At 59.1% G+C, this 14,048-nt stretch carries 11 protein-coding genes; all 11 read right to left on the bottom strand.

What is annotated here, in order from left to right; genetic code table 11:
• Positions 1-8 precede the first annotated feature (8 nt).
• Positions 9-662, bottom strand: coding sequence for a hypothetical protein (locus tag N5K27_RS25690; protein ID WP_279820172.1), 654 nt, complete (start codon positions 660-662; stop codon positions 9-11).
• Positions 662-1,711, bottom strand: coding sequence for a hypothetical protein (locus N5K27_RS25685; protein WP_279820169.1), 1,050 nt, complete (start codon positions 1,709-1,711; stop codon positions 662-664). The genes N5K27_RS25690 and N5K27_RS25685 overlap by 1 nt, the downstream gene beginning before the upstream one ends.
• A 17-nt stretch (positions 1,712-1,728) precedes the next feature.
• Positions 1,729-2,217 carry a hypothetical protein gene (locus N5K27_RS25680; RefSeq protein ID WP_019751259.1) on the bottom strand — a complete coding sequence of 163 codons (489 nt, stop codon included), beginning with the start codon at positions 2,215-2,217 and terminating at the stop codon, positions 1,729-1,731.
• A gap of 9 nt (positions 2,218-2,226) precedes the next feature.
• Positions 2,227-2,871 (bottom strand): hypothetical protein, encoded by a 645-nt coding sequence (locus tag N5K27_RS25675; RefSeq protein WP_175224022.1) that lies wholly within the window; start codon positions 2,869-2,871, stop codon positions 2,227-2,229.
• Between the two features lie 31 nt (positions 2,872-2,902).
• Entirely contained in the window at positions 2,903-4,933 is a 2,031-nt protein-coding gene (locus tag N5K27_RS25670; protein WP_279820163.1) for a hypothetical protein, read from the bottom strand.
• 1,655 nt (positions 4,934-6,588) lie between these two features.
• On the bottom strand, positions 6,589-7,569 hold the full coding sequence (locus N5K27_RS25665; RefSeq protein ID WP_279820160.1) for an IS5-like element ISPa16 family transposase: 981 nt from the start codon (positions 7,567-7,569) through the stop codon (positions 6,589-6,591).
• Positions 7,570-7,634: 65 nt separating this feature from the next.
• The gene (locus N5K27_RS25660; RefSeq protein WP_279820158.1) at positions 7,635-9,071 is read right to left on the bottom strand and encodes an ATP-binding protein; all 1,437 of its coding nucleotides are present in this window, start codon (positions 9,069-9,071) and stop codon (positions 7,635-7,637) included.
• Positions 9,072-9,074: 3 nt separating this feature from the next.
• The gene (locus N5K27_RS25655) at positions 9,075-11,567 is read right to left on the bottom strand and encodes an Hsp70 family protein (protein WP_279820155.1); all 2,493 of its coding nucleotides are present in this window, start codon (positions 11,565-11,567) and stop codon (positions 9,075-9,077) included.
• Positions 11,564-11,935 carry a hypothetical protein gene (locus tag N5K27_RS25650; protein WP_138411749.1) on the bottom strand — a complete coding sequence of 124 codons (372 nt, stop codon included), beginning with the start codon at positions 11,933-11,935 and terminating at the stop codon, positions 11,564-11,566. Before N5K27_RS25650 ends, N5K27_RS25655 begins: the two co-directional genes overlap by 4 nt.
• A 15-nt stretch (positions 11,936-11,950) precedes the next feature.
• The gene (locus N5K27_RS25645) at positions 11,951-12,238 is read right to left on the bottom strand and encodes a helix-turn-helix domain-containing protein (protein ID WP_343928355.1); all 288 of its coding nucleotides are present in this window, start codon (positions 12,236-12,238) and stop codon (positions 11,951-11,953) included.
• Positions 12,239-12,313: 75 nt separating this feature from the next.
• A partial coding sequence (locus N5K27_RS25640) for a DEAD/DEAH box helicase (protein WP_279820151.1) occupies positions 12,314-14,048 on the bottom strand: 1,735 nt, incomplete at its 5' end.

Here is a 14,048-nt window from a genome sequence, read left to right as displayed (position 1 = left end):
TCTTCTTCTTATCGAATCACGATGCTGCTCTTCAGTCGGTTGTGGGCCGCGATTGCCTGCTGATCACCTTCAATGTACGAAAGAGTGATCAATGCCTTTTCGGCGCCCAGCGGCACGTGGTACTGGGCTACTCTCATCGTCTCTGCCGAGTTGACGGATGATGTGCGTCCATAGCGAATGATCAGGGCGGTCTGGCCTCCAATGGGTTCAACGGCAAAGCTGGGGCGTCCGACCTCCTTCATTCCATACTTCGCCATCCCCGCCCACATCGTTGGAGACTCTTCGCGCCAGACTTCCGCCAAATCTCTCAACACCTGCTGCTTATTGGCCTGAACCTCCTGCCTAACGTCTGCTTGAGTAAGTGGCGGTTCCATTGGAATGAACGACACCCGGACAAACACCCGGGAGGGTGCTGGATAGGACTGCACCGATAGCGAGGCCACATGATCAATAGCCACGCCAGTCATCTTTTCGCTGAATTCCTTGACACGCCTGCGCTGTTCGGCATCACTGATCGTCCAGTCGCCCGGCACTTCAAGCTGGACCCGCCCTTTGACGTTGAGCTTGGTGTAACCGGCTGACTGCGCGGCCACCGGCATGGCGACCGCAGCCAACAAGCAGAAGCACAGGGCGAAGAATATTGTTCTGGAATTGTTCATCATCAGTTCTCGGTGAGGAGGCTGTTCAGCAACTCCTGCTGGACAGCTTGCAGTTGGCCACGGCTCTGTGGTGAACCGGTTCCCTCATAAACGTTGATCGAGAGCGGCAGGGAGTTCAGGAGCGTTATTACGCTGATTCCCGAAATTGGTCGGCTGCTTTCCCCAACGCTCATGTTCATCCGCATGGAAAAATAGACCGCGTTCCCGTCCCGCCCAATCGGTTCAAACTTCATGTCTGTTAGGGCGACGTCGCTATTCTCGAACGACGCTTTCAGCCGTCGATTGAGCTCGGCGGAATTCACCCGGGGAGTCGACTTGGAAAGGCCGGAAAGGAACGCCTCTCGCGGCATCTCGATTCGCTGGAAATTCCCCTTCGGGCCGATAAGTTGGATTTGCAGCCAGTGATCCAGCATGTCCCTGCGGCCCGCTCGGTAGTCCTCCAGTTCGGAGCAACGGACTGCTGCGTGCACGAGGCGCGAACCTTCTGCGAGGGAACGCTTAGCCAAGTCCATGAGCTCGACTTCGCGCGCCGACTTACCCGGCGTGCAATAGCCACTTGGATTGGAGAACAGGACCTGCTGACCAAGCACGTTCACCGACTCCGCAGCCGCGCGTTGCTGGATAACTGTCTCCAGGGCAGCCTGCCGATTCTGCGTGACTGGCGCGACAGTTGGCGGTGGATAGGAGGGGGCCGCGGTGACGGGGGCTTGAGCAACTGGTGCCGTCGCCGAGCGGGTGGGCTCGTTCTTGGTCGAGTTGACGAAGACAATGAGCAGAAGCCCGATGCCCAAGCCGATACCGACCATCCATTTACCGGTGGCCGCGTCTGATGAGCCGTCGCTCTTTGATTTGGATGGCGGTGGAACAATTGAGGCAGACGGCGCTTCCTCGGCCTGTCTGGGTGGCGCTTCGGGAATCGGAGCGGGGTTGGGCGGCGGAGTTACTTGTGGCGTGGACTCGCCGGCTGGGCTGCCTTCGTCGACATCCGAAACAAGTGTCGAAAGGCCTGAGAAGCCTTTGGCGTTTCCATTTTGTTTGTCGTCAGCAGCCACGGCTCTTCATCTCCTCTTCAAAGCCGCAGCTTCGTATAGACGCCTTCGACCATACAGTCGTCTCCGTCTTCGAAGCGAAGTTGTCCGAACCCAGAAGCCGAAATTGTCAGGTAGGCTTCTTCGCCGAGCGCAAGGGAGAGACAGGTCGATGTCTTGATGTACGAATCTGTTCCGAGGACCTCGTACCAATCATCATCTTCACGACTGACCGTCACCACGTACTTACCAGCCTTCTGCTTCGACAGACCAAAAACCGCCTTCACATCGCACTTGTCCTTGCTGTCGAAGAAGATTAGCTCTCCGCCGTAGCCGGACGCCTTGAAAATGGCCTCTTCAGAGTAGGCATACACGTAGCAGTAGCGCGTCTGGATGATGATGTCTTTGCCGTCGATCTTGTAAACGTTGCTGCCCTTGCGGGTCAGGCTCACCTCATAGTTTTCAGCCAGAACTGGCCCGGCCTGAAGGGTCATCAATGCGGCAAGCGTGGCCAGCAGGGTCTTCTTCATGACCATCGCCTATTGGGTCTGGAAGCTCGACAAGCGGCTTTTCACGAGGTCGAGCTTGGCCTTATGGGCCAGTGGCCTGTTGAAAACACGATTCTGGATTTGGTCGGACACCTTGCTGATGGCGATGTACGCCATGCTCAAGCCAGACTCCCGCTCTGAGGCCTTCTTCTCGACGAAATCGTATGGGAAGTTCTCGCAGAACTTGTGGAAGCCGGAGAACTGCGCGACATCCTTCGTGAATCGGAAGCCGTCTGGGGTCAGGCGCGAGCGCCGTGGATGGTAGAGGTCAACGAAAAAGATGAACCATCCGCTTCCGTCGAATGTCACGGCCTCGAACACGTCCACTTTATCGATGGCCCCGAGGCGATGAAAAAGGATGCGCTGCCCCGACTGCGTTTCGAGTCTGGACAGATATGCCAGTTGACCGATAGGCCCGTTAACCGGGATCGGGTTCGTCTCAGTAAAGCCAAATGGCCCAGAACCGTTCGGGTCCTTGTCGTAGGCAGGCGCAGATTCCAGCATCGCCTTCATCATTGGATGAACGAGCTCCAACTGGAACTTTTCGTCATCCAGGATGCGATGGATGTGCGCAAGCGCCTCTCGTAACGCCTTGTCTTCTTTGTTGCCCCCGAAGAGGTTTGATAAAAATCCCATATAAGCTGCCCCCAAAGTCGAATGGATTACGTCATTGCAGCAGTTCGCTCAGTCGGCGCAGTCCGGGCTTCTTGAAAGCCATGCGAATGAGCTGCTCCAGGATGTGCGTGTTTGCGACGTGAATGTAGGAAATGCCGACATTGGTTTTCTTGTCGTCCTTGGACCCGATGCAGAACGATCCATCAGCATTCCATATCTGCACCTGCCCCCACGTGCACCGCACCCTTTCATTGGCACCCAGGAATTTGTGCTTCACCAAGGTGATGCCATCGTCGTGAAGGAGTGCGTCGCCGAAGTACAGGTCCCGCCCATCCTTCAGCGCTTCCAGCATCTCACCCAGCAGGCGGACGCACACGGCTCGCCAAAGCTTGTCGATGAACTTGCTGTAGATGTCCTCTTTCTTTAGCTCGACAACCGCCTCAGAGCGTTTGTCTCCGAAGGCAATGGTGTAGGTCGTCCCCGTCGGCACGCCGTTGACGGAGTGGCGCACGCCACCCCAGCGAACTCGAGTGATCGAGTCCAGAGAAAAACTCTGTCCTTTCCACGAGATGCCATCGGGTGAAATGCTCAGGGTGTCCTTGAACATCACACCAATTTCAGCGCGGTAGGTTATCTCGTGCGCCCACTCGTCTCTTCGTGCTACCGCCTGCTTCCGCTCTTGGATGATATCGGCAAGCGCATCTGCATCCTGCTCAACGCGCTCAGACACTTCAGGTAGCTCGGCAAACAACTCTTGAAGCAGGCCAGTCAGCCGTTGGGACTGCGTCAACATGTCATGCGTGTTGAACAGGTCGATGGCGAGGCTACGTATTTCGTAGGCCAGGTCACGGCTTGCTTCATGATCGATGCCGCGCGCTTTGGCACTCAGCTGGATAGGCTGTGCGACCTTGTCCCAATTACGTGCCACGGCATCAAGCTTGTCCACATACGGCTTGACGGCAGCTTCACCCGAGTTCGCCGAGTCACGGGCGGCTTTGATCAGCTTGTGGACGTTCTCAGCTTCCTTCTGAAGAAAGCCCTGGGTTTCCACTTCGTAGCTATCGACGAGGTCATCGATCAGTTCGGGCGCGTGATCCTCGCCGCCCAACGTAACCTCCTCCACCGTGTCCGTCATGACCTGCACAAGCGTCGTCGGTGGCAGCCTGTCGAGGGCGTCCTTGATGGCGCTGCGATAGTACCGTTTACGTTCCGCCAGTTCGGCTTCGATTTGGTCGAGTGCCCGGACCTCCGGGAAGCCGGAGACGGCACGGTCTTCATTGATGTCGCGCAAGACATCTTCGGGATCGATCTCATCCACGAGGTAAGCAACCTCCTGAATGAAACTCGCCAGATCTTCCGCATCGTGTTCGCTATCCACCGCCTCGAAGGCGGCGGCAAGCAAATTCAAGTGTGCAAGCGTGGGCAAGCCAGACTCCTCCCTGACCGCCATAGGATCATGGAGCAGGTTTTCAACGAGCTGGGATGCCTTTCGCGGAGAAACGCCGGGAAGCCATGCGATCTCCGCGCTCAACCTGGTGCGTGGATTCGTTAGATCAGAGCGTGCCTTCTGGCAGACATCGTGGTCCAGCTCCAAAGACTTCTCTTCAGCCAATTCAACGATTCGCCTGCGGTCGTCGCGGGTGGTCACACCGAGAATCGCGAAGGGCGTCTGATGGAGTGCGGTTGTTTTCAGTGTGCGTTGAACTCGGGCTCGCGGAGATGGGGAATTCCTGGCCAGTTGCGCAGGAGGTGCAGCAACTGGGCGGGAAGATGCCGTTGTTGGCACGGGCTTCGCAGATGCGTCTGATGCCGGTTGAGCACCAAGCATCGCCATAAGCTGCGGGTCCTTCAAAGCTTCTTGCGCCTGAGCCAAAGCATCAGCTGGCACGGAAAGCTTCAAATGATTGCGAAGCTCGTGGCTGTAATGTGCCAGCTGCGTTTTCGACGAGAGGTGATCAGTAAGCACGAGTGACAAAGCCAGCTCGCTGTTTAATCGAGGAGTGGTTCCGCAAGCACCGCAGGCGAGCAATGCACCTGACTTCTCTGAACCACATTTAAAACAAATTGCCATTCCAGAACTCACTCATCGCTCGTAGACGGAAACGCACTTTTCGCCAACCTTTCGATACCCATCATTGCAGTACCAGTTGGAGCCAGACACCCAAGCGTTAGCAGGAACGTTGAGCGCTACGCATTGGTCTCCAACTTTTCGGAATCCATCGTTGCAATACCAGTTAGACCCCGAAACCCAAGCGTTTTGAGGAACATTCAGCCTCTCGCAGCGCTCGCCGACCTTTCGATAGCCATCATTGCAATACCAGTTTGAGCCCGACACCCAAGCATTAGCAGGAACGTTGAGAGCTTCACATTGGTCTCCAACTTTCTTGAATCCATCATTGCAGTACCAATTGGAGCCGGACACCCAAGCATTACGAGGCACATTCAATTTCTCGCAACTGTTGCCGACCTTTTTGTAACCATCGTTGCAATACCAGTTCGAGCCTGACACCCAGGAATTGGCTGGAGGGCCTGATCTCTGCACGCTTGGCGTTGGAGGAACGAACAGTGGTGCAGTCGCGGATGGCGAAGATCGTGATGGGGGGTCCTGGACGACCGGGGCGTTGACACCCGAACCGCGAGCGGAACCTGAAGGAACCTGCCGAAGCTGAAACAGCAACGTCTGGTCTGCTACGCCAGTTGTAGCCAGGCCTCTGTCTTGCTGAAAAGCGATGATGGCGGCGCGAGTGCCCCTTCCCATCAGCCCATCGGCGGGGCCGGCGCTGTAGCCAAGCTCATTGAGCTTCTGCTGAACGGCACGTACCGTCTCATCCGCAACAGGACGCGCCGTTGCTGGTGCCGACAGGGAGCCAGTGGATGGATCGCGAGCGAATCGGCTCCTTCCTTCTGCCTGAAGTTGACCCCGATACGGCTCAACGTCTCGGCGTGCGCTCTCCAAAGCACCGCTTCTATAGCGGAAACGGCCACAGCGACTGTTGTAGTCAGCCACCATGGCATTGAAACGATCGACATCGGAGTCGCTGTAGTTGTTGAGAGCGGCCTTCGCGCCCTCCATGCGGATGTCTTCGGCCAGGCAATACCGAATCTGAGCCGTTGAAAACACCAAGTCCTGACCAACTGGCGGCTTTGATTCTTGTGGCCCGGAGGGGGCTTGCGGTGGAGCAGGCGGCGAATAGCTCGGCGCTGCACTCTGCGCGGGCGGTGAGTAGGCGGGAGCGGGAGCCGGAGACGGAGACGGAGACGGAGACGGAGACGGAGTGTTCTTGTTGGACTGGCCAATGAGCAAAAGCAGGCCAACGACGGCAGCTATGCCCAGTATCCATTTGCCCCCAGACGAGCCAGAAGACGGTTGCGGAGGCTCTTGATACGCCTGACGCTGAGTCGGCTGCTGCGGTCGAGGAGCTTCCGAGTCTGGGCGTTCGGTGGATTTCGTCGAGCCGGCCGATTCTGTCTTGGGTGCAGGAGGGGGCGGTGTCGTGTCCACGTCGGACACGAGCGATGAAAGGCCGGCGAAACCCTTGCCTTCATTTTTCTTGTTGTTTTCTTCCTCCGCTGCCACCACTGTCTCCCTTAGGGAAGGTCTGAAGTAGCCCTGTATTTCCGGTCGACTTCAGCCCTCGCTGCTTTTGAAAGCGGGCCGTCGATCAAAATCGACCAGGTAACCCGCTCAGTTCTCCGTTTTTGGCCGCCGCGAGCACCTCGCAGCAGCCATTTCCCGCATTACAGGCGTACCTCTCCTGCGGTAGTCAGCAAATGTCGGCGCGCCATCCATAGGTTCGACAGCGCGAACAGCGTCACCAGCTGAGCGGTGTTCTTGGCCAGGCCACGGAAGCGCACCTTCACGTAACCGAACTGGCGCTTGATCACTCGAAACGGGTGCTCGACCTTCGCTCGCACTTGTGCCTTGGCCTTCTCGATCTTGCGCTTGGCTTTGTACAGGGCGCTGCGTTTATCGAGCTTCTTGTAGGTGCTGCGGCGTGCTGCGACCTGCCAGATCACTTCGCGGCCAGCATGTTCGGGGCGCTTTTCGACGCCGGTGTAGCCGGCATCGGCGCAGACGACGTTCTCTTCACCATGCAGCAGTTTGTCGACCTGGGTGACATCCGCCACGTTTGCCGCCGTGCCGACCACGCTGTGCACCAGCCCCGACTCGTCATCCACACCGACGTGCGCCTTCATGCCAAAGTAATACTGGTTCCCTTTCTTGCTCTGGTGCATTTCCGGGTCACGCTTGCCGTCCTGGTTCTTGGTCGAGCTGGGCGCGTGGATCAGTGTGGCATCGACAATAGTGCCCTGGCGCAGCGACAGGCCGCGATCGCCCAGGTAGCCATTGATTACGCCGAGGATGCCGGCTGCCAGCTCATGTTTCTCCAGCAAGCGACGGAAGTTGAGGATGGTGGTTTCGTCGGGAATGCGCTCCAGGCTCAGCCCGGCGAACTGACGCAGGATGGTCGTCTCGTAGAGCGCTTCTTCCATGGCCGGGTCGCTGTAGCCGAACCAGTTCTGCATCAGATGGATACGTAACATGGCCATCAGCGGATAGGCTGGACGACCACCTTCACCCTTTGGGTAGTGTGGCTCGATCAGGGCAATCAATCCCTTCCACGGCACCACCTGATCCATCTCGATCAGGAACAATTCCTTACGGGTCTGCTTGCGTTTGCCGGCGTACTCGGCGTCGGCGAAGGTCATCTGCTTCATGGAAAAACTCGGCTGGCGGGATAGGCGTATTTCACCAGATTCGGGAAGTCTTTTTCAGACCTTCCTTAGATAAATCCTATGCGCCGCTTTTCGCCGCCTTCACGTTCCCGTGCAGGTGTCGTGCGCAAAGCCGCCAGCAGACTGGCCTGGTCCAGCCTTTCCTTGCCAGAGCGTGCTGCGAGCCTTGCACCTTCCCGCACAACGAAAGCAACGTCGGACAACGGTCGTCCAGCGAGTTCTTGCGCCAGCGGTTTGGAGTCCACGTCTGACTCCTTCGGCAAAGCTGACAGCAGCTTGTCCAGCAGCGACAGCACCTCGAGCTCGCTTGCAAAGTCCACCTTGATGACATGATCGAAGCGTCCCCGGCGCTGGATGGCGGGGTCGATCATGTCGATTCGGTTCGTCATCGCGATGATCAATACCTCGTTCTTCACGGCCTCCGGGATGCGCCGCAGGAACTCAGCCACCTCTTCGACGCGGTGATGGCCCGATCCCATTTCGCGGTCAGCAAGAAACGCCTCCATCTCGTCGATCACGAGAACTGATGGCGCGTTTTCCATCGCCTTGTCGAACACCTGTGCGACCTTCTTGCTGGTCTCGTGGATGTACGGGCTGGCCACGCTGGATGCGTCGATCTGGAAGCTTGGCCACCCGAGGAAATCAACCAGTCGCTCGACTGCGAAGGTCTTGCCGGTGCCTGGAGGGCCGTACAGGATCACGGCTGATGGGAATTCGATACCGAGCGCCTTGTAGCGGTCGCGGTGCAGAATGATGTCGACGATGTGCTCGTTGAAGAAGGTCGCAAGTTCGGGACGCCCGGCGAGTTCGAAGACCTTGTTGGGCTCCGGCTCGGCGCGTTCGACTTTCTCCACCTTCTCGACGGGAGCAACTTCCGTCTTTTCGGCAGGAGCCGCTGGCTTGCGCTCCAGCGGCATGATTTCCGCGACTTCGAAGCCTGCCGCCTGCACGACATCCTTCAGGTGGCTCGCGCCCAGCCAGCTCATGGTCTGGCGGAGACGGCGGAAGGAAGTGGCCGGAATGCTGGTGCCGCCCGTCAGCCAGTAGCCGAGCACGACGTCATCGCCAGCTCTGGAGCTGATGCTGTAGGTTGGCAGCAGCCGCGTGATCTTCTCAACGTAGAGCGCATCCTGGAGCGCCGAATCCGTATCGATATCGCGTGTTGCCTTCAACGCAAGAGCAAAGGCGAGCGCCTCGGCCTTGGTGTCGGGTGATTTCGCCTCGCTGACCGGGCACAGCGTCTGGCTCGGACCGCAGGAGATGGACCTAAGCTGCTGATCGCCGAACTGGAAGGCGTTGAAGGTCCCGTCATCGATCAGCCCGGCATCTAGCCAATGATCCGCCAGTGCGTCGCGTACGACGAGCGCCCGCCCACCGCCTTGGGTCTCAAGGATCTGCCAGTCTGCCCCTTCAAACAGGGCGACGCGCGCCTTCGCACCGTCGGGCAACTTGAAACCGATGGGAAGCCACGCATCGAGTGCCATGGGTCAGCTCCGCACGATGTTCGCGCCAGCAAGCATGTCGTCTTCACCCGCAGAACCGATGCGGATGGAGTCGAGATGAGCTACTACGGCACGAAGCTTGTCGATGTCATTGGCCTTCAACGCCTCCGCTCCCGCAGCCACCAGCTGGGCATGCTCGCGGGCATCTGGGAAGAGGTAGGTATCCTCGGCCAGCCACTTGAAGCGCTCGATGACGAACCAGTCCTGACGCCACAGGATCATGAAGTTGCGACTGCGCAGATCATCCAGGTGCGACTCGAAGTCGCCACTGTTGTTGTCAATCGCGCGCTGCGCCGTCTTGACCAAGTTGTCGAAAGACGAGGCTTCGGTGGGTCTGGCGTGCTGGCGCACCACCTTGTCGAAGAAATCGACTGCCTTGTCCAGTTCCAGCTGGCGAATGTCCTTCAGATGCTCCTTGCGGGTCAGCGCCAGCAGCCGTTTGGCCTCCTGAACGTGATCCATCGCCTGCTTGGCCGTCTCGGGGTCGGCCTCGTCAGTTTTGATAGTGCTCGCCTGCTCGAGCTTCTCGCGAGCCTGCTCAAGACGTGGGTCATCGACCTTGGACGCCATCTCGTCGAGCCGCTGCAAGGTGTGGTCCGACTGTTCCTGGATGTTCTTCGCCTGGTTGGTGTAGTCGACCTTGCCTTCCTGGCTCGAGTAGAAGTTACGCCCGCTCTGGAACGAACCGCTGATTGAAGGGACTGAAACCTCCAGAACGATGTTGCCAGAGTCGAGCACTTCGTACTCGCAAATCAGCTCGGCACCGGCGGCAATGACGCCGTCGTCGAAATCCGTTCCCTTGATCTCGAACATGCCGATGAAGCGGTTGTCGTTGATGGGGTCGGAGATATCGCCCTCCCACAACTTGAACTTGATCGACCCGGCACTTCCAGCCTTGAGAGACTCGCCTGCCTTGAAGGTCTTCTTGCCTTTCTTGGGCAGCTGATCGCCCTCACGAACGAGATAATCCAAGCTCAAGCGACCGCCCACCTTGTCGCGCGCTTCCACGCCGACGGAATGCGATGCCGGGATTGCATCGATGCTAGCCGCGGTGCGTGCAATGACAATCTTGTCTTCGCGCAGTGACACGGGCCCACCGTTGGAATCGAACACGAACACCTTGAAGGTGTTATCGCCAGGCTTGGTCAGGTTGAGTTCGATACCTGCGCCATCCTTCAGTGCGATGCGTCCGGAGGACCACCCGGTGTCCAGACTGTCGATCTGAAACTCGACTCCGGCCGGAGCAGCACTTCCCAGTTTGGCGACGATCTTTGCCTTCGAGTCCGGCGTGCGCGCGATGTAGTTGAACGACAGATCAAGCGCGCCACCGGCGCTGATGGCTCCTCGGGCGCTCTTGCGTCCACGGCTTTGCGACGCCCAATCGATGGACTCGGCGAAGACCGCTGCGCCTTCCGCAACGGCGGTCATCGGGTTCACATCGGTGGACGGCGCGATACCGAGCTCGAAGGCCACCTTGTCACGCAAAGGCTTGTAGTGGGTTGGGCCACCCACAAAGACAACACGCTCGACGTCGTGTGGGCTCAATCCAGCCTTTTCGAGGGTTTCGCGGGCGGACACTATGGTCTCTTCCACCTTCGGCCCGATCAGACCGTCGTATCGTTTGCGATCAATGGTGATATCGATGTAAATCTCCTCACCCGCCTGATCGCGGACACCGAGTTCGGTCTCGGGCAGACTGACGACGGCCTCTTCCTTCTGCGACAACTCGATCTTTGCCTTCTCTGTCGCCCATGTGGCCATACGCAGCAGGGACTTGAACTGTGGATTGGTCGTCAAGTCTTCCGGAAGATCAAAGTTTTCCAGCAGCCACGGCTTCACGATGTTGTCGAACAGAATCCGGTCGAAGTCGCGACCGCCACACATGGCGATGCCACCGTGCGCGAGAAGTGTCACGCGACCGGAAATACTCTCTGCAATTGCGATGTCGAGCGTTCCACCGCCGAGGTCATAAACGACAAACACGCCGTCATTCTTTCGCTGCCGCATGACGCTCATCACGGCGGCCACCGGTTCTTGCATCAAGGCCACTCGCCCGAGCCCAGCCGCATCAGCGGCAGCCATCGTCGAGTCCTTCTGCATCTGGTTGAACGCGGCTGGAACCGTAATGACGGTACCGGTGTCGCCATCGCCCCGGATCTCTTCCGGCAGGTAGCCGTACAGCGCACGCAGCACCTCGGCAGAGCATTCCTCTGGTGTCATGGTGAGGTTCACCGCCGGCAGCTTGACCGGCGTGCTCGTACCCATGAGCCGCTTGAACAGCACCGCCGCGTTGTCGGGGTTGCGGGCAGCATTGTTGTAGGCGCGCGAGCCGACGTACTTGTTGCCACGCCGGTCAATGAAGATGGCCGACGGCGTGACGTCGTGCTGTTCTGGACTCTTGTAGAGCCGGATCGACTCGCCGTCGAAAGAGCAGATGGCACTGTTGGTCGTGCCCAGGTCGATACCGACGTACTTCATGCTTCCACCTTCCTGAGCATTACCGTGCCTTGTTTGCGCAGGCCGTTCGGCCCCATGATGATTGGCTCCACCATCTGATCGACGAGCAACACGTCGTCAGGGCCGAAGTCCCCGAGGTTCAAAGCAGATGCCGCCATACCCGCGTCGTAGTGCTGCCCCTCGACGTTGACCAGCTTGAGGCCACTCGAGTCGAGGCTCTCCTCGACCTTCTTCTGGAAGTAGCGGAGCTGATTGACATAACGGCCCGACTCACCCGCATCGAGTTTGCTGACGACCTTTCCGAACAGACGCGAGAAACGCCAACTCTCGACAGCGATGTCGATCAGGGATTGCTCCATCTGCTCACTGCTTTCGGCCTGCTGGGTCATCAAATCCTCCTGTGGTTACGTCTTATCGGCTTTTCCGCCCTGCGTTTGCTGCTGAATCCATTCAGTGATCTCCGCCTTGGAGAACCGCCATGTCCCACCAACCTTGAACGCGGGGATCTTCTTGGCTGCGGCCAGCCTGTAGATCGTCCGGTCCGTGACCTTCAGGAACTCTGCGACCTGCTTGAGGGTGAGGATCTCGCCCTCGCTGGTACTTGTAGGCATGGTGATGGCCAGTCTAGGTAAAACTATGACAGAATAGTGCAGAATTTTCAGGGCAGCAATGACATACGTCACGGCGGTCACCCCGCTGTGTGCTGCCCGAGGGCTTTGCTGTAAAAAGGAAGCGGCCCCCGAAGGGGCCGCCAAGTTCAGCAACGCTCAATGCACCAACTGCCGGGCCAGTGCCACCTCCACCGAGTCGCCGTCCTGGTTCAGGACATCGAGTCCGGATTCGGGCACGTCGCCCGATGTGCTCTGCGACACCATGATCTTCTTGGCCATCAACCCCAGGCAGGTCATCTGCGAGGAATTGGCGTAGCCGAGGTAGACCACGCGCACCGGCTGCTTCTGGCCGATGCGCCATGAGCGCCGGGCGGCCTGCTGCAGCGAATACACGTTGTAGCCGGACTGGAGGAACACGATGGTCGGGAACTCCAGCAGGTCCAGGCCGGTTTTCACCAGCTCGGGATTGGTTATGAGCACGTCGATGCCACGGTCCAACTGCTCGGCGATCCAGTCTTCGCGGCGGGAGGCATCCACGCTCGCGCGCAGTACCGCCACCTTGAAGCCTTCCTGCTCCAGCAGCACCTTCAAACGCGACGTGGTGTCGCGGGTGCCGGTGTAGACCGAATAGACCAGGGTCTTGCGACCTTCTGCTTTCTCCTGCTTGCAGATCTCGATCAGCTCGCGTTCCTTGGGCATCACCTCCAGCTCGTTGAACTGAGCCGGGACGAAGGCCAAGGTGTTGCGCGTGCGCGGATGCACCACCGTTTCCGACCGGAAGCAGCAGTCCGGCCAAGCCAGCAGCACGTTGAGGACCACACCGAGCAGCGTCGTGTCGCGCTTCGCCAGGGCCTGCTTCAGCTCCTGGGTCAGGCGACCCGCCAGATCGCGATAGGCCGCAGCTTGCGCCGTGTCCATCGCGACTTCGCGGAACTCCTCGTCGTAGGGCGGCAGCACATTTCCGCCGATGTCCTTCAGCTTGAGGAAGACCGTGAACGGCAGGACGCAACGCAGCACGCCCTTGGGACCGAAACCCGGCGCCTTGACCGTGCGCACCGATACCTTGGTGCCCTTGGCTGTCTTGTGCGCCGTGCCGGTGCTCTCGGAATAGATGTCCTTGAGCACCCCGTGATCGCGCATGAACGCCATCGCGGCCGACGTCATGCTGCCGTTCTTCGTCGGCCGGTAGCCATCTTCGATCATCCGCCCCGGCAGGGCTCGGAACAGCAGGTGGAACAGGTCGTCGCCGTAGCCGCCCATCAGTGTGCCGGTGAGCAGCAGCGTCTTGCGCGCCTTGGCCGCCAACACCCCCATGGCCTGGCCCTGAGCGGAGCCGCCGTTCTTGTACTCGTGCGCCTCGTCGGCGATGAGCAGGTCGAACGTGCCTTGGGGAAGCTGCCTCTTGATGAACTCGGACGGCTGGTAGCCGCCCTCGCCGAAGCCGAACTCCATGTTGGCCATCGCACGTTCCATGCGATGGGCTTGCCGGTCCGAGAAGACCAGCTCGCCGTTGCCATCCATCAGGTTGATGAACTCGTGGATATTGTCCCCGAGCATCGACGCGAGGAAGGCGTCGCCGAACTTCTGCATCAGCTTCTGCGCGGTGACTTCCCCGATGGTTGGAATACGCTTCAGCGCCTTGAGCACGGTCGAGGACTGGTCGCTGGCGGACAGACCTCTGGGACGGATCAACGACCACAGCGGTGCACGGCAGTGGCTGCATTTGCGGCGGGACTCCTCGGCTTCCAGCTCGACCGGGTTGATCGGCTCGCCGTCGAGGTCGGTGATGACGTGCCCGCAAGCCGGGCAGGCCCCCACGTCGCCGTGAGGCGTGCGCCGGCGAACGAAGACAGGTTTCCAGTGGAACCCCATCCGCATCCGCACGCGGCCG

It is taken from the genome of Pigmentiphaga sp. GD03639 (genome assembly GCF_029845405.1).
Lineage (GTDB): Bacteria > Pseudomonadota > Gammaproteobacteria > Burkholderiales > Burkholderiaceae_B > Pigmentiphaga > Pigmentiphaga daeguensis.
Note: the sequence above shows the minus strand (reverse complement) of the source record. Positions and strands in the feature narration are given on the sequence as shown.